This is a genomic window from Pseudomonas entomophila, assembly GCF_023277925.1.
GTDB classification, from domain to species: Bacteria; Pseudomonadota; Gammaproteobacteria; order Pseudomonadales; family Pseudomonadaceae; genus Aquipseudomonas; species Aquipseudomonas entomophila_D.
The window spans coordinates 3,844,100-3,859,756 of the sequence record NZ_CP063832.1; the positions used below are offsets into that span (position 1 = coordinate 3,844,100).

The 15,657-nt window shown below is 64.5% G+C and carries 15 protein-coding genes; 6 read left to right on the forward strand and 9 right to left on the reverse strand.

Annotated elements, in window-relative coordinates; genetic code table 11:
• Positions 1–42 precede the first annotated feature (42 nt).
• From fba to tkt, 6 genes are all read right to left on the reverse strand, one after another.
• Positions 43–1,107 (reverse strand): class II fructose-bisphosphate aldolase, encoded by a 1,065-nt coding sequence (gene fba, locus IM733_RS17000; RefSeq protein ID WP_011536013.1) that lies wholly within the window; start codon positions 1,105–1,107, stop codon positions 43–45.
• A gap of 99 nt (positions 1,108–1,206) precedes the next feature.
• Positions 1,207–1,536, reverse strand: a complete 330-nt coding sequence (locus IM733_RS17005; RefSeq protein WP_248917708.1) for an MliC family protein — start codon at positions 1,534–1,536, stop codon at positions 1,207–1,209.
• Positions 1,537–1,615: 79 nt separating this feature from the next.
• Positions 1,616–1,867: a hypothetical protein gene (locus IM733_RS17010; protein ID WP_432760432.1), complete on the reverse strand. Its 252-nt coding sequence runs from the start codon at positions 1,865–1,867 to the stop codon at positions 1,616–1,618.
• Positions 1,867–3,030 (reverse strand): phosphoglycerate kinase, encoded by a 1,164-nt coding sequence (locus IM733_RS17015; protein ID WP_248917710.1) that lies wholly within the window; start codon positions 3,028–3,030, stop codon positions 1,867–1,869. Before IM733_RS17015 ends, IM733_RS17010 begins: the two co-directional genes overlap by 1 nt.
• Positions 3,031–3,042: 12 nt before the next feature.
• A complete protein-coding gene (epd, locus tag IM733_RS17020; protein WP_248917711.1) occupies positions 3,043–4,104 on the reverse strand; it encodes an erythrose-4-phosphate dehydrogenase in 1,062 nt (353 codons plus the stop codon).
• Between the two features lie 131 nt (positions 4,105–4,235).
• Complete coding sequence (tkt, locus tag IM733_RS17025; RefSeq protein ID WP_248917712.1) at positions 4,236–6,233, reverse strand: transketolase; 1,998 nt, start codon at positions 6,231–6,233, stop codon at positions 4,236–4,238.
• A 260-nt stretch (positions 6,234–6,493) separates the two neighbouring features.
• On the opposite strand from tkt, the gene IM733_RS17030 reads away from it, so the two are divergent.
• The 4 genes from IM733_RS17030 to IM733_RS17045 all read left to right on the forward strand — a co-directional run bounded on the left by IM733_RS17030 (position 6,494) and on the right by IM733_RS17045 (position 10,971).
• A complete protein-coding gene (locus IM733_RS17030) occupies positions 6,494–7,486 on the forward strand; it encodes an ArsR/SmtB family transcription factor (protein ID WP_240066973.1) in 993 nt (330 codons plus the stop codon).
• A 19-nt stretch (positions 7,487–7,505) separates the two neighbouring features.
• Positions 7,506–8,696, forward strand: coding sequence for a methionine adenosyltransferase (gene metK / locus IM733_RS17035; RefSeq protein ID WP_248917713.1), 1,191 nt, complete (start codon positions 7,506–7,508; stop codon positions 8,694–8,696).
• Between the two features lie 145 nt (positions 8,697–8,841).
• Entirely contained in the window at positions 8,842–10,515 is a 1,674-nt protein-coding gene (gene ligB, locus IM733_RS17040) for an NAD-dependent DNA ligase LigB (RefSeq protein ID WP_248917714.1), read from the forward strand.
• A gap of 60 nt (positions 10,516–10,575) precedes the next feature.
• Positions 10,576–10,971: a DUF1090 domain-containing protein gene (locus tag IM733_RS17045; protein WP_248917715.1), complete on the forward strand. Its 396-nt coding sequence runs from the start codon at positions 10,576–10,578 to the stop codon at positions 10,969–10,971.
• Positions 10,972–11,105: 134 nt separating this feature from the next.
• On the opposite strand, the gene IM733_RS17050 is transcribed toward IM733_RS17045, so the two are convergent.
• Positions 11,106–11,552 (reverse strand): c-type cytochrome, encoded by a 447-nt coding sequence (locus IM733_RS17050; protein ID WP_248917716.1) that lies wholly within the window; start codon positions 11,550–11,552, stop codon positions 11,106–11,108.
• A 119-nt stretch (positions 11,553–11,671) separates the two neighbouring features.
• Between IM733_RS17050 and mltA the strand changes: the two genes are divergently transcribed.
• Positions 11,672–12,823: a murein transglycosylase A gene (gene mltA / locus IM733_RS17055; RefSeq protein WP_248917717.1), complete on the forward strand. Its 1,152-nt coding sequence runs from the start codon at positions 11,672–11,674 to the stop codon at positions 12,821–12,823.
• Positions 12,824–12,910: 87 nt separating this feature from the next.
• On the opposite strand, the gene IM733_RS17060 is transcribed toward mltA, so the two are convergent.
• Both IM733_RS17060 and IM733_RS17065 read right to left on the reverse strand, forming a co-directional pair.
• Complete coding sequence (locus IM733_RS17060; RefSeq protein ID WP_248917718.1) at positions 12,911–13,297, reverse strand: MAPEG family protein; 387 nt, start codon at positions 13,295–13,297, stop codon at positions 12,911–12,913.
• 30 nt (positions 13,298–13,327) lie between these two features.
• Positions 13,328–14,161 (reverse strand): DMT family transporter, encoded by an 834-nt coding sequence (locus tag IM733_RS17065; protein ID WP_248917719.1) that lies wholly within the window; start codon positions 14,159–14,161, stop codon positions 13,328–13,330.
• Between the two features lie 203 nt (positions 14,162–14,364).
• Between IM733_RS17065 and IM733_RS17070 the strand changes: the two genes are divergently transcribed.
• Positions 14,365–15,603, forward strand: coding sequence for a cation:proton antiporter (locus IM733_RS17070; protein WP_248917720.1), 1,239 nt, complete (start codon positions 14,365–14,367; stop codon positions 15,601–15,603).
• Positions 15,604–15,657: the final 54 nt, after the last annotated feature.

The following is a 15,657-nucleotide window of genomic DNA, read 5'->3' on the forward strand; positions in this document are numbered from 1 at the left end:
AAACCCGCATCGCTGCGGGTTCTTTGCTGAAGCGGCGCCGGATCAGTTGATCTTGGCGGCCAGCTCGCCCTTGGCGTAGCGCTGGAACATGCCTTCCAGGGAGATCGGCTTGATCTTCGAGGCGTTGCCGGCGGTGCCGAAAGCTTCGTAGCGGGCGATGCACACGTCACGCATGGCCTTGACGGTTTCACCGAAGAACTTGCGTGGGTCGAACTCGCTCGGGTTCTGCGCCATCAGGCGACGCATGGCGCCGGTGGAAGCCAGGCGCAGGTCGGTGTCGATGTTGACCTTGCGGACACCGTACTTGATACCTTCGACGATTTCTTCGACCGGTACGCCGTAGGTCTCTTTGATGTCGCCACCGTACTGGTTGATGATCGCCAGCCACTCTTGCGGCACCGAGGACGAGCCGTGCATCACCAGGTGGGTGTTGGGGATGCGCTTGTGGATTTCCTTGATGCGGTCGATCGCCAGCACGTCGCCGGTCGGTGGCTTGGTGAACTTGTAGGCGCCGTGGCTGGTGCCGATGGCGATGGCCAGGGCGTCCACCTGAGTCTTCTTGACGAAGTCGGCGGCTTCTTCCGGGTCGGTCAGCATCTGGCTGTGGTCCAGCACGCCTTCGGCGCCGATGCCGTCTTCTTCACCGGCCATGCCGGTTTCCAGCGAACCCAGGCAACCCAGCTCACCCTCTACCGAAACACCGCAGGCGTGCGCCATGGCAACGGTCTGCTGGGTGACGCGAACGTTGTACTCGTATTCGGTCGGGGTCTTGCCGTCTTCGCCCAGCGAGCCGTCCATCATCACCGAGCTGAAGCCCAGCTGGATCGAGCGCTGGCACACGTCAGGGCTGGTGCCGTGGTCCTGGTGCATGCACACCGGGATGTGCGGGAACTCTTCGATGGCCGCCAGGATCAGGTGGCGCAGGAATGGGGCACCGGCGTACTTGCGGGCACCGGCGGAGGCCTGGACGATGACCGGAGAGTCGGTCTTGTCGGCGGCTTCCATGATGGCGCGCATCTGCTCGAGGTTGTTGACGTTGAAAGCCGGAACGCCGTAACCGAACTCGGCGGCGTGGTCCAGCATCTGGCGCATGCTAATGAGTGCCATTGTGTATCTCTCTCCCGACAAGCGTCGTTGTTTCGTGCAAGCCTGCCGCAGGGGCGGTTGCTGTTCAAGTAGTGTGGGCCATCCATGCGGCCCGGCCAGTCACGGTGCCTTGCAGCCCCGCCCAATTAGATCGTTGGTCGCCACCCAGTACACCAGGCCTTCATTGCCTTTGGTGTGCAGGGCCAGCACGCCATCGCTGTACAGCGCGCCCGAGGCGCCCGGTTCGGACTTGAGCCGGTAGACCTGGTCGCCGCCGCCGAGGCGTACGTCGACCGCATCCTGTTTAGCGTCGACGAAACGCCACAGCACTTCGGCCTGGCTGTCGCAGACCCAGCGGGTCCAGTTGTCCGCCGGGGCGGGTTGGGCAGGTTGCAGCATCGAGCAGCCTGCCAGGGTCGCCAGGGCCAACGCGGCCAGAAGCGCTTTCATCCTAAAACCTCTTCAGGGGCTGCTTTGCAGCCCCAATGTCCAAGACCACAAAACCCGGCTCAGGTTGCCGGCCGCCCGATCAAGGGCAGCCCGCCGACTTGCGCTGGTGTTCGTCGTCGTACTTTTCCAGGCCGTCCGGGCCCAGGCGCTTGTTGATCACCGGCGCTGTCTCCGCCTGCCACTGGGACTGGTAGCAGCCGCCCTTGGGTGGCTGCGCCGGGTCTGCGTCGCTGCCTTTGGTGCTGGCGCAGGCGCCCAGCAACACGGCCACGATCATCACAGGCAATTGCTTGACCATCAGGTCGCTCCCTTTGCCAGGCGCCGTCAAAATCAGGCCTTGGCCCGCTCTTCCAGGATTGCCACCGCTGGCAGGACCTTGCCCTCGACGAACTCGAGGAACGCGCCACCACCGGTAGAAATGTAGGAGATGTCGGCACCAACGCCATACTTGTCGATGGCCGCCAGGGTGTCACCGCCACCGGCGATGGAGAACGCGGCGCTGTCGGCGATGGCCTTGGCCAGCACCTTCGTGCCATTGCCGAACTGGTCGAACTCGAACACGCCGACCGGACCGTTCCACAGGATAGTCTTCGAGGTCTTCAGCAACTCGGCGAACTGCTCGGCGGTCTTTGGACCGATGTCCAGGATCATATCGTCGCCAGCCACGTCGGCGATGGCCTTCACAGTAGCTTCGGCGTCTTCGGCGAATGCCTTGGCAACCACCACGTCCACCGGCAGCGGCACGCTGACCTTGGCGGCGATGGCCTTGGCGGTCTCGACCAGGTCAGGCTCGTACAGCGACTTGCCGACCGGGTGACCGGCGGCGGCGAGGAAGGTGTTGGCGATGCCGCCACCGACGATCAGTTGATCGCACACGGTGCTCAGGCTGTTCAGCACGTCCAGCTTGGTGGAAACCTTGGAGCCGGCGACGATGGCGGCCATCGGCTTGGCCGGGGCTTTCAGGGCCTTGCCCAGAGCGTCCAGCTCGGCGGCCAGCAGCGGGCCAGCAGCCGCGACCTTGGCGAACTTGGCAACACCGTGGGTGGAACCCTCGGCGCGGTGGGCAGTGCCGAAGGCGTCCATGACGAACACGTCGCACAGGGCGGCGTACTTCTGCGCCAGCTCGTCGGCGTTCTTCTTCTCGCCCTTGTTGAAGCGCACGTTCTCGAACAGCACCAGGTCACCCGTTTTTACTTCGACGCCGTCGAGGTAGTTGGCGACCAGCGGTACTTCGCGGCCCAGGGCCTTGCTCAGGTAGTCGGCGACCGGCTTCAGGCTGTTCTCTTCGGAGAACTCACCTTCGGTCGGGCGGCCCAAGTGCGAGCAGACCATCACCGCCGCGCCCTTTTCCAGGGCCAGCTTGATGGTCGGCAGCGCTGCCAGGATACGCGCGTCGCTGGTTACCACACCGTCCTTCACAGGCACGTTGAGGTCTTCGCGGATCAGTACGCGCTTACCTTGCAGGTCGAGGTCGGTCATCTTCAACACGGTCATGAATGCAGTCCTTCAGGGCTGTTTGCAGCGGGTTGGGTGAACGACGTGCAGAAAGTGTTCGGCAACGTCGAGCATACGGTTGGCGAACCCCCATTCGTTGTCGAACCAGGCCAGCAGGTTCACCAGGCGAGGGCCGGAGACGCGGGTCTGGCTGGCATCGACGATGGCCGAATGCGGGTCATGGTTGAAATCACAGCTGGCATGGGGCAGCTCGGTGTAAGCCAACAGGCCTTTCAGCGGGCCATCCAGGGCGGCCTCGCGCAGCACCCGGTTGACTTCCTCGGCGCTGGTATCGCGGGAGGTCTGCAGGGTGATGTCCAGGCACGACACGTTGACGGTGGGTACACGTACCGCTTTGGCCTGGATTCGCCCGGCAAGTTCCGGCAGCAGGCGCTCGATGCCGCGCGCCAGCCCCGTGGACACCGGGATCACCGACTGGAACGCCGAACGGGTGCGGCGCAGGTCCTCGTGGTGATAGGCGTCGATCACCGGCTGGTCGTTCATTGCCGAGTGGATGGTGGTGATCTGCACGTACTCGATGCCAAAGGCCTGGTCCAGCACACGCAGCAGCGGCACACCGCAGTTGGTGGTGCAGGAGGCGTTCGACACCAGCAGCTCGCCGCCGGTCAGGCAATCCTGGTTCACGCCGTAGACCACCGTGGCATCGACGTCCGCCTCGCTGGCCATGGGCTGGGAGAACAGCACCCGGGGGGCGCCGGCGTCGATGAAACGCTGGCCGTCGACTCGGGTGTTGTAGGCACCGGAGCACTCCAGCACCAGGTCGATGCCCAGGCCTGCCCAGTCGATACCTTCGGGGGTGGCGCTACGCAGCACTTTCACGCAATCGCCATTGATATGCAGACAGTCGCCGTCGACCTTCACCTCGCCGGGGAAACGCCCGTGGGTGGAGTCGAAGCGGGTCAGGTATTCAAGGCTGGCCTGGTCGGCCAGGTCGTTCAGCGCGACGATCTCGAAGCCGGCCCGCGCCCCCCGCTCAAACAGCGCGCGCAGGACACAGCGGCCGATGCGGCCGTAACCGTTGAGTGCAACTTTGTAGGGACGCGGGTGGGGCATTCGATACTCACGGGACAAGTGCGTTGAACGACCATCGCGGGGCAAGCCCGCTCCCACAGGGGACTGCAAAGACCCTGTGGGAGCGGGCTTGCCCCGCGATCAGACGGGAGGCACGGGGCCTCCCAGGTGCATCAGTCTTCCAGCAGCTCTTCGGCGGTACCCAGGATGTTGTCCAGGGTGAAGCCGAATTCCTCGAACAGCGCGCTGGCCGGCGCCGACTCACCGTAGGTGGTCATGCCGATCACACGACCTTCGAGGCCGACGTACTTGTACCAGAAGTCGGCGTGGGCAGCTTCAATGGCGATGCGCGCACTCACCTCCAGCGGCAGCACGGACTGCTTGTACGCGGCGTCCTGAGCGTCGAACACGCTGGTGCTCGGCATCGACACGACGCGAACCTTGCGGCCCTGCTCGGTCAGCTTGTCGAACGCCTGGACCGCCAGGCCCACTTCGGAACCGGTGGCGATCAGGATCAGCTCAGGCTCGCCGGCGCAGTCCTTGAGGACGTAACCGCCACGGGCGATATCGGCGATCTGCTGGGCATTGCGATCCTGATGCTGCAGGTTCTGGCGCGAGAAGATCAGCGCCGAAGGGCCGTCCTTGCGCTCAAGGGCGGCTTTCCACGATACGGCGGACTCGACTGCGTCGGCCGGGCGCCAGGTGTCCAGGTTAGGTGTGCTGCGCAGGCTGGTCAGCTGCTCGATCGGCTGGTGGGTCGGGCCGTCTTCGCCCAGGCCAATGGAGTCGTGGGTGTAGACATGGATCACACGTTGCTTCATCAGTGCGGACATGCGCACCGCGTTGCGGGCGTATTCCATGAACATCAGGAAGGTCGCGCCGTAAGGCACCAAGCCACCGTGCAGGGCGACGCCGTTCATGATCGCGGTCATGCCGAACTCGCGCACGCCGTAGTACATGTAGTTGCCGTTGGCATCTTCATGGCTGACGCCCTTGCAACCTTTCCACAGGGTCAGGTTGGAACCGGCCAGGTCGGCCGAGCCGCCCAGCAGCTCCGGCAGCAACGGGCCGAAGGCGTTCAGGGTGTTCTGGCTGGCCTTGCGGCTGGCGATGGTTTCGCCTTTGGCAGCGACTTCAGCGATGTAGGCCGCGGCCTTTTCAGCGAAGTCGGCCGGCAGCTCGCCGCTCAGGCGGCGCTTGAGCTCGCCTGCCAGCTCAGGGAAGGCAGCGGCGTAGGCATCGAAACGCTTGTTCCACTCTGCTTCGACCTGGGCGCCAGCTTGCTTGGCATCCCACTCGGCATAGATGTCGGCAGGCACTTCGAACGGCCCGTGGTTCCAGTTCAGCTCTTTGCGGGCCAAGGCGATTTCGTCGTTGCCCAGCGGCGCACCGTGGCAGTCTTCCTTGCCCTGCTTGTTCGGCGAGCCGAAACCGATGATGGTCTTGCAGCAGATCAGGGTCGGACGGTCGCTCTTGCGCGCGGTCTCGATGGCGGTGCGGATCTCGTCGGCGTCGTGACCGTTGACGTTACGGATCACCAGCCAGTTGTACGACTCGAAGCGCTTCGGCGTGTCGTCGGTGAACCAGCCTTCCACTTCACCGTCGATGGAAATGCCGTTGTCGTCATAGAAGGCGACCAGCTTGTTCAGGCCCAGGGTGCCGGCCAGCGAAGCGACTTCATGGGAGATGCCTTCCATCATGCAGCCGTCGCCGAGGAACACGTAGGTGTTGTGGTCGACGATTTTATGGCCTTCACGGTTGAACTGGGCGCCCAGCACCTTTTCCGCCAGGGCGAAGCCCACGGCGTTGGCCAGACCCTGGCCCAGCGGGCCGGTGGTGGTCTCCACGCCTGGGGTGTAGCCGAACTCCGGGTGGCCCGGGGTGCGGCTGTGCAGCTGACGGAACGATTTGAGGTCATCGATGGTGACGTCGTAGCCGGTCAGGTGCAGCAGCGAATAGATCAGCATCGAGCCGTGGCCGTTGGACAGCACGAAGCGGTCGCGGTCGGCGAAGCTGGGGTTGCTCGGGTTGTGCTTCAGGTAATCGCGCCAAAGCACTTCGGCGATATCCGCCATACCCATGGGGGCACCTGGGTGGCCGCTGTTGGCCTTTTGCACGGCATCCATGCTGAGGGCACGAATGGCGTTGGCACGTTCACGACGGCTGGGCATCGCTGAGTCTCCTGGGGCTTGAATAAGTAGTGAAACGAAAAAAGGCGGCCATTTTCGCCCACTGCGGGGGCCGGGGGCAATGACGGATGGTCGCAGTCGGGCTTTTTTCCTGTGTTTGTTCGGCAATTTGGGGGAAAACAGCGGGATTGCCTGCGAGGGCGCCTCGCATGCACGCGCCCATCCTCCGCCCATCGACCAATATCAAAACTTTTTGATATTGGTCTTGCTAGGGTAACGATGCGTGTCTAGACTCCCGCCCCATGAACGTCAATGCCCCCATCACGCCTCAACGTAACGACGCGCTGGCCGCCCTGTGCAAGGCCAGCGGCGATCCGTTGCGCCTGAACGTGCTGCGTGCGCTGGCCAACGACTCGTTCGGCGTGCTGGAACTGGCGCAGATCTTCGACATCGGCCAGTCAGGCATGAGCCACCACCTGAAAGTGCTGGCCCAGGCCGACCTGGTCGCGACACGCCGCGAAGGCAACGCGATCTTCTACCGCCGCGCCCTGCCCGACAGCCAGCGCCTGGGCGGCCGCCTGCACACGGCACTGCTCGAAGAGGTGGACGACCTTGCGCTGGCCCAGGATGTGCAAGCGCGCATCGCCCAGGTCCAGCAACGCCGCGCGGCCACCAGCCAGGACTTCTTCCTGCGCGTGGAAGAAAAGTTCCGCGCCCAGCAAGACCTGATCGCCGGCTTGCCGCAGTACCGCGAGAGCCTGCTGGCGCTGCTCGACAACCTGAGCTTCGAGGCCGGCGCCAGCGCCCTGGAGGTCGGCCCCGGCGACGGCGGTTTCCTGCCCGATCTGGCGCGGCGCTTCGCCCAGGTCACGGCCATGGACAACAGCCCGACCATGCTCGAGCTGGCCCGCCAGGTCTGCGAGCGCAACGAATTGAGTAACGTAAACCTGCAGTTGGCCGATGCACTGGGTGCAACGGATGTGGAAGCCGACTGCGTTGTGCTGAACATGGTGCTGCACCATTTCAGCGATCCGGCCCTGGCCTTGCGCCTGCTGGCCAAACGGGTGAAGGCGGGCGGCAGCCTGCTGGTCACCGAGCTGTGCAGCCATGACCAGGGGTGGGCGCGCGAAGCCTGCGGCGACCTGTGGCTTGGCTTCGAACAGGACGACCTGGCCCGTTGGGCCGACGCTGCCGGGCTGACCCCCGGGGACAGCCTCTATGTGGGCTTGCGTAACGGTTTCCAGATCCAGGTCCGGCACTTTCAGCGGGCCGCTGGCGACACACAACATCGGTAAATTTCAGGAACCCATCGAGATGAGCGAATACTCCCTTTTCACCTCCGAGTCCGTGTCCGAAGGGCATCCGGACAAGATCGCCGACCAGATCTCCGACGCGGTCCTGGACGCGATCATCGCCCAGGATAAATACGCCCGCGTAGCCTGCGAGACCCTGGTCAAGACCGGTGTCGCCATCATCGCCGGCGAAGTCACCACCTCGGCCTGGGTCGACCTGGAAGAGCTGGTGCGCAAAGTGATCATCGACATCGGCTATAACAGCTCCGACGTCGGCTTCGACGGCGCCACCTGCGCCGTGATGAACATCATCGGCAAGCAGTCGGTGGACATCGCCCAGGGCGTCGACCGCTCCAAGCCTGAAGACCAGGGTGCCGGCGACCAGGGCCTGATGTTCGGTTACGCCAGCAACGAGACCGACGTGCTGATGCCGGCGCCGATCTGCTTCTCGCACCGCCTGGTCGAGCGCCAGGCCGAAGCGCGCAAGTCGAAGCTGCTGCCTTGGCTGCGCCCGGACGCCAAGTCCCAGGTCACCTGCCGCTACGAGAACGGCAAGGTGGTGGGTATCGACGCGGTGGTCCTGTCCACCCAGCACAACCCTGAAGTGTCGCAGAAAGACCTGCAGGAAGCGGTGATGGAGCTGATCGTCAAGCACACCCTGCCAGCCGAGCTGCTGCACAAGGGCACCCAGTACCACATCAACCCGACCGGCAATTTCATCATCGGTGGCCCGGTGGGCGACTGCGGCCTGACCGGGCGCAAGATCATCGTCGACAGCTACGGCGGCATGGCCCGTCACGGTGGTGGCGCGTTCTCCGGCAAGGACCCGTCCAAGGTTGACCGTTCCGCCGCCTACGCCGGTCGCTACGTGGCCAAGAACATCGTCGCCGCCGGCCTGGCCGAGCGCTGCGAGATCCAGGTGTCTTACGCCATCGGCGTGGCCCAGCCGACCTCCATCTCGATCAACACCTTCGGCACTGGCAAAGTGTCCGACGACAAGATCGTCCAGCTGGTGCGCGAGTGCTTCGACCTGCGTCCGTACGCCATCACCAAGATGCTCGACCTGCTGCACCCGATGTACCAGGAAACCGCCGCCTACGGCCACTTCGGCCGTACCCCGCAGCAGAAGACCGTCGGCGACGACACCTTCACCACCTTCACCTGGGAGCGCACTGACCGTGCCCAGGCGCTGCGTGACGCTGCCGGCCTGTAAGCTTCCTACAGCGGTAAACGAAAGCCCCTGCCGAGCAATCGGCGGGGGCTTTTTCGTGACATATCGGCTGACATTTCACCAACGCTGAATCCTCCACGCCTGCCTAGGCTGAGCACTCCAAAGCGCCAAGCAAAGGAGGCTGGCCATGCCACTGCTTCTGCTCATCCCATTGCTGTTTCTCCCCATCCTCGCCCAGGCCGACCATGGGCCGTGCCCTGACTGGCCAGCATCGCGCGTCCAGACCGAAGTCGGTCAACTGCTCAAGACACTCGCCCACTGGGATGATCACTATCATCGCCAAGGTGTCGCGCTGGTAGCGGACGAACTCTACGACCAGAGCCGCCAGCACCTTCGGCACCTGCAAGGCTGTTTCGACCTTGCGAGCAACGACGCCCCCCTGGCCAGCGCGCGTGGCCAGGTCCCTCATCCGGTGCCACACACCGGCGTCGACAAGCTGCACGACGAGGCTGCGGTCCGGCGCTGGCTTGAAGGCCGGCAAGGCATGTGGATACAGCCCAAGGTCGATGGCGTAGCCGTGTCGCTGGTGTACCGAAAAGGCCAGCTGACCCAGCTGCTCAGCCGGGGTGATGGCGTGCTGGGGCATGATTGGAGCCGACACATTCCCCGGCTGGGTCGCATCGTACGGCATCTGCCGCAACCGCTGGACACCGCTTTTCAGGGCGAGCTCTACTGGCGCCTCGCCGACCACGTGCAAGCCGAGGCGGGCAGCGCCAACGCACGAGGCATCGTCGCCGGATTGCTGGCGCGCAAGCAACTGAGCGACGAGCAAGGCGCGAGCATCGGCCTGTTTGTCTGGGACTGGCCCATGGGGCCGGACACCCACGCCGAACGCATGGCACGCCTGGCCGACCTGGGGTTTGCCGACAGCCAGCGTTTCAGTGTCGCCATCGAGGGTTTCGATGCTGCGCAGCGCTGGCGTCAGCACTGGTACCGGACTGCCCTGCCCTTCGCCACTGACGGCGTGATCTTGCGCCAGGATGCCCGACCACCGGCACAGCGCTGGCGAGCCCAGGCCCCTTACTGGATCGCCGCCTGGAAGTATCCCTTCAGCCAAGCCCTGGCGCAGGTCCGCAACATTGACTTTCGCATCGGCAGGACTGGGCGAATCACACCGCTTTTGCAACTGGAACCCATCCAGCTGGATGACCGGCGGATCAGCCAGGTCAGCCTCGGCTCCCTGGCCCGCTGGACGCGACTGGATATCCGACCGGGTGACCAGGTCGCGGTCAGCCTGGCGGGCCTGACCATCCCCCGAGTGGACAGCGTGGTACATCGCAGCCCGCTGCGCGTGGCGGTGGTCGCGCCGGATCCTGCGGACCATCACTTACTGAGCTGCTGGCAGGCCAGCGCTGCCTGCCAGGAGCAGTTTCTCGCCCGCCTGGCCTGGCTGGGCGGCAACAAGGGGCTGGACATGGCCGGGGTCGGCACTGGCGTCTGGCGCCAACTGGTCGAAAGCGGAAAGGTCACTACCTTGAGCGATTGGCTGGCGCTGACCCGTGAGGACCTGCTGGAAGTGCCGGGTATCGCCCAGACACGAGCCGAGCGATTGCTACAGGCGTTCTCCCTCGGGCGCCGGCAACCTTTCGAGCGTTGGCTGCGGGGCCTTGGCCTGCCAGCCCCAAGCGGTTTCTCGCCGGGCACCGACTGGTCCGCCCTGGCCTCCAGAAACATCGAGCAATGGCTTGCTGAACCGGGTGTCGGTGCCGGTCGCGCCGCGCAATTGCAGGCATTCTTCGCCCATGAGCAGGTGCAGGCCTTGGCCCAACGCCTGCATGCCCATGAAATCGAGGGTTTCTAATTTCCTCGGATCAGGGCAGCATTTCGCTTTCCGTTGCCCAGCCTTCGAATGGAGTCCCTGATGAAACTGCTCTCGCCCATCGCACTGTCCGCCTTGCTCGGCCTGACTGCCCAGACCGCGCTGGCCGCCGAGGAGCAACCCGCGCTGACCGGCTGCGCGGCCAAGCGCCAGGCCATCAGCGAGCAGATCGAACAGGCCCGCGCCCATGGCAACAGCGACCAGCAGGCCGGTCTCGAGAAAGCCCTCGCCGAAGTCACCGAGCACTGCACCGACGCGGGCTTGCGCAAAGAACGTGAACAGAAAGTGCTCGATGCCCGCCACGAAGTGAACCAGCGCACCAAGGACCTGGACAAGGCCATGAAGAAAGGCGATGCGGAGAAGATCAACAAGCGCAAGGACAAGCTCGCCGAAGCGAAGAAAGAACTGCAGGAAGCCGTGGACGAGCTCGAACGCTAACCCTCGCACGATCGCTGTAGGAGCGGCTTCAGCCGCGATCACCCGCGAAGCGGGTGCCCAGGCACCGCGATGCCTGCATCGCGGCTAAAGCCGCTCCTACAGAGGCCCCCAGGACAGGGCAACCCTTCTAAACATCAATGATTGCGAAACTCGCTATGACAGGCCTTGCATGCCGCCTCGACCTTGTCCATCGGCGCCTTCATCTGCGCAACGTCCAGCGGCTGGGTACGGGTCACCTCGACCAACTCGCCGGTAACACCCTCCAACTGACGGGCCAGATCCTGGAACCTGGCCTGACGCTCCCAGACCTCCGGCCGCGCGCTGCTGTCGCCCTCGTCACGCACTTGCGGGAAATGCTGCCAGGGCTGATGGGCCAGGTCATCGAGCTTCGCTGCCCCGTCGGCGAACTTCGCGCCATCGAACGGCAAGCGGCCACGCAGCATGCCGCCCATGTCTTCACTGGTTTTGAGCATCGCCTTGAAAATGGCCTTGCGCTGGCCCAACGGCGAGTTAGGGTCGACGCGGTCACAGGCACTCAGGGCAAGGGCGGCGAGCAGAACTACGGTCAATCGCTTGAACATCACGGTCACTTCGGCCTGGCAAAACGGGTGGCCAGTATCACCGCCTGTCGGGCAAAGACCAATAGCCACACAGAAAACAGGGGCGAATTTTCATCTTCGCCCGCATCAGGATCACATTCATGACATCTGTAATGCGCCATCTGATCTGGGCATTTCCGGCCCTGACCCTCCTGGTCGGCTGCAATGGCGGCGAGAACGCCAAGCCCGAACCCCATGCCATCGCCACCTACGCCAACGCCACCTGGCAAGACCTACCCACCGTCAGCGACAACGATCTGCTGGCCGGTTTCCAGGCCTGGCGCAATGGCTGCGAGAAACTCACCCGCGACCCGGTCTGGGCCGAAACCTGCACGGCTGCCACCGGCGTCGCGGCAGACCCTGCCCAGGTACGTGCCTTCCTGCAGCAGAACCTGCAGGTCCACGGCTTGCGCTCGGCCGAGAACAATGCCAACGGCCTGATCACTGGCTACTACGAACCGGTCTACCCCGGCAGCCTGACGCGCACCGAAGCCGCTCAGGTACCGGTGTATGGCGTCCCCGAGGACATGATCGTGGTCGACCTGGCCAGCGTGTACCCCGAACTCAAGGGCAAGCGCCTGCGCGGGCGCCTTGAAGGCCGAGTGCTCAAGCCCTACGACACCGCCGAGGTGATCAACCGCGAGGGCGCCAAAGCCCCCGTGCTGGCCTGGCTGACCGACCCGATGGACCTGCAGTTCCTGCAGATCCAGGGCTCGGGGCGCGTCCAGCTGGAAAGTGGCCGGCAATTGCGTCTGGGCTACGCCGACCAGAACGGCCACCCCTATCGGCCGATCGGCCGCTGGCTGATCGAGCAGGGCCAGCTGAGCAAAGAGGACGTGAGCATGGGCGCCATCCACGCCTGGGCCCAGGCCAACCCGCAGCGAGTGCCTGAGCTGCTGGCCAGCAACCCCAGCTATGTGTTCTTCGGCACCCGCCCGGACAGCAACGAAGGCCCGCGCGGGTCGCTCAACGTGCCGTTGACCGCGGGTTACAGCGTGGCCATTGATCGCAAGGTGATTCCACTGGGCAGCCTGCTATGGCTCTCCACCACACGCCCCGACGGCTCGCCGGTGGTGCGCCCGGTAGGCGCGCAGGATACCGGTGGCGCCATTACCGGCGAGGTACGTGCGGACCTGTTCTGGGGCACAGGGCCTGCGGCCGGTGAGCTAGCTGGCAACATGAAACAGCAGGGGCAGATCTGGATGCTGTGGCCCAAGGGCAAGCCACTGCCGGACGTACCCAAAGCCCCCTGAATCGGCTGCTGTCACAGGATGGCGGCCCCCAGGGGCGCCGCCGTACCTGTAGGAGCCGGCTTTGCCGGCGAAGAAGGCGACGCGATACTAGATCGACACCACAAAGAACGACACGATCAACGCCAGCCCGGCAAACCACACCAGCGAGCGCAACGCCGCCCAGTCCGCCAGGTAGCAGATGATGTAGAGCAACCGGCTGGTGATGTACAACACCGCCAGCACATCCTGGGTCACCTGTTCGGCGTTACCAACGATATCGGCCACCAGTACCGCCGCGGCAAACGCCGGAAACGCCTCGTAGCCGTTCTGCTGCGCGGCATGGGCACGCCGCGGCAGGCCTGCCAGTTGGTCGAGGAATGCGCGCGGATCATGATTGTCCTTCAGCCCGAAGCGGCCGCTGCTCACCTTGGCAATCAATGCACAGAGCGGCGGCAGGACCAGCGCGATCAGGATGCACCACAGGGCTACGGTCATGCACAGGACTCCTTGTTCACAGGGATAGGTTCAGAGCTTCATCACTAGCATGCCTGCCAGCACCAGCCCGCAAGCTAGGAGTCTCGGCCCGCCAAAAGGTTCTTTGAGGTAGCGCATGCCCAGCAGCACCACGAGGATCACGCTCAACTCGCGCAGCGCCGCCGCCTCGGCCACCGAGCCCAGGTGCATGGCCCACAGCACCAGAGCGTAGCTCAGCAGCACGCACAGTCCCACGGCCAGCCCCAGCCGCCACTGGGTGCGCCAGAACAGCGCGAACTGGGGGCGGCGGGCGACGCCGGCCAGCAGCGGAAACGGCCAGGCACTGAGCAGGGTCAGCCATACCAGGTAGTCCAATGGCTTGCCCCACAAACGCACGGCCTGACCATCGAACCACGTGTAGCAGCCGATGCACAGGCCGATCAGCGCCACCACCGGCAGCATCGACCAGGGCAGGCGATCACCGCCACCGCCTTGCCACAGCAAACATGCCATGCCACACGGGATCAGCAGGATGCCGATGATCTGTTGCTGGCTCAGCGACTCACCGGCAAAGGTCAGGGTCAGCCCCAGCACCACCAATGGCGACAGGCCGCGCATCAGCGGATAGACCAGACCCAGGTCGCCCACTTTGTAGGCTTTTATCAACAGGTAGCGATACAGCTGTTCGGCGAGCGCCGAAGCCAGCAGCCAGGGCCAGATGCTGGCCGGTGGAAAGTCGACGAAGGCCACGGCCAGGACCGCGAAGACCAGCGCGACCAGATCCATGCTGGCGATCACCAGTAGGCGTTCGGCGCTGAATTTGATCAGGGTGTTCCAGGTGGCGTGCAGCAGGGCCGCGACCAGTACCAGAGAGGTTGCCAACACGCCTGCGGATCCTTGGGGCCGTTAGAGGCGACCACTATATAGCGTGCCCGCTGGTTCGCCGGCAAGCCGGCGCCTACAAGGGGAGCGGGAACGATTTCGATAAATCCGGTCATAGGGTGTGTCCCGAGCCTGTCGCCAGATCATCAAAGAACTGCCCGGGCAATTCGGGTAACGACTTGGAAGCCACTGTCACAGGATTCGGGATGCTTGAATTAGTTGCCGCGTTTATCTGCCTCACCACCCTCCTCACTTATGTGAACTACCGCTTCATCGGCCTGCCGCCGGCCATCGGCGTGATGGTCACCGCACTGCTGTTTTCCCTGCTACTCCAGGGCCTGAGCCTGATCGGTTTCCCCGGCCTGGAGGAGCGCGTCGAAGGCTTGATGAACCAGATCGACTTCAATGACCTGTTGATGCATTGGATGCTGTCGTTCCTGCTGTTTGCCGGCGCCCTGCACGTCAACCTCGCCGACTTGCGCAGCTACCGCTGGCCGATCGGCCTGCTGGCCACGCTGGGCGTGCTGATCGCCACCGTGGTGATCGGCTACCTGGCGCACTGGGTGTTCGCCCTGTTCGGCTGGAACGTGCCACTGATCTACTGCCTGCTGTTCGGCGCGCTGATCTCGCCGACCGACCCGATCGCCGTGCTGGGCGCCCTGCGTACCGCCAACGCCTCGAAACCGCTGAAGACCACCATCGTCGGCGAGTCACTGTTCAACGACGGCACCGCGGTGGTGGTGTTCACCGTGCTGCTGGGCATCATCCAGCTGGGTGAAACCCCGAGCGTCGCCGACACCGCCACCCTGTTCGCCCGCGAGGCCATCGGTGGCATCGTCTTCGGCGGCCTGGTCGGCTATGCCACCTACCGCATGATCAAGAGCGTCGAGCAGTACCAGGTGGAGGTCATGTTGACCCTGGCGCTGGTCATCGGTGGTTCGGCGATGTGCTACGAGCTGCATGTCTCGGCACCGATCGCCATGGTGGTGGCCGGCCTGATCATCGGCAACCTGGGGCGCAACCTGGCGATGAACGACATGACCCGCCGCTACATGGACGGTTTCTGGGAGTTGATCGACGACATGCTCAACGCCCTGCTGTTCGCGCTGATCGGCCTGGAACTGTTGCTGTTGCCGTTCAACTGGCTGCACCTGGCGGCCGGTGGCGTGTTGGCGGTGGCGGTGCTGGCGTCGCGCCTGCTGACCGTGGCCCCGGCCATCGTCTTGCTGCGCCGCTGGCGGAGCGTGCCGCAAGGCACCATTCGCGTGCTGACCTGGGGTGGCCTGCGTGGCGGCGTGTCGGTGGCCCTGGCGCTGTCGTTGCCGCAAGGCGATGAGCGTGACCTGCTGCTGTCGATCACCTACATCGTGGTGCTGTCGTCGATCCTGGTGCAGGGGTTGTCGATTGGCAAGGTGGTGCGCAAGGTGAGCCAACCGGCCGAATGACGCGCGGCGTAGGAGCCGGCCTTGCCGGCGAACACCGGCACAGCGGTGCTTGGG

Bases quoted from the DNA above. Each gene is read 5' to 3' on its own strand.
- fba (WP_011536013.1), bottom strand. From the start codon at position 1,107: ATGGCACTCATTAGCATGCGCCAGATGCTGGACCACGCCGCCGAGTTC.
- IM733_RS17005 (WP_248917708.1), bottom strand. From the start codon at position 1,536: ATGAAAGCGCTTCTGGCCGCGTTGGCCCTGGCGACCCTGGCAGGCTGC.
- IM733_RS17015 (WP_248917710.1), bottom strand. From the start codon at position 3,030: ATGACCGTGTTGAAGATGACCGACCTCGACCTGCAAGGTAAGCGCGTA.
- epd (WP_248917711.1), bottom strand. From the start codon at position 4,104: ATGCCCCACCCGCGTCCCTACAAAGTTGCACTCAACGGTTACGGCCGC.
- tkt (WP_248917712.1), bottom strand. From the start codon at position 6,233: ATGCCCAGCCGTCGTGAACGTGCCAACGCCATTCGTGCCCTCAGCATG.
- IM733_RS17030 (WP_240066973.1), top strand. From the start codon at position 6,494: ATGAACGTCAATGCCCCCATCACGCCTCAACGTAACGACGCGCTGGCC.
- metK (WP_248917713.1), top strand. From the start codon at position 7,506: ATGAGCGAATACTCCCTTTTCACCTCCGAGTCCGTGTCCGAAGGGCAT.
- ligB (WP_248917714.1), top strand. From the start codon at position 8,842: ATGCCACTGCTTCTGCTCATCCCATTGCTGTTTCTCCCCATCCTCGCC.
- IM733_RS17045 (WP_248917715.1), top strand. From the start codon at position 10,576: ATGAAACTGCTCTCGCCCATCGCACTGTCCGCCTTGCTCGGCCTGACT.
- IM733_RS17050 (WP_248917716.1), bottom strand. From the start codon at position 11,552: ATGTTCAAGCGATTGACCGTAGTTCTGCTCGCCGCCCTTGCCCTGAGT.
- mltA (WP_248917717.1), top strand. From the start codon at position 11,672: ATGACATCTGTAATGCGCCATCTGATCTGGGCATTTCCGGCCCTGACC.
- IM733_RS17060 (WP_248917718.1), bottom strand. From the start codon at position 13,297: ATGACCGTAGCCCTGTGGTGCATCCTGATCGCGCTGGTCCTGCCGCCG.
- IM733_RS17070 (WP_248917720.1), top strand. From the start codon at position 14,365: ATGCTTGAATTAGTTGCCGCGTTTATCTGCCTCACCACCCTCCTCACT.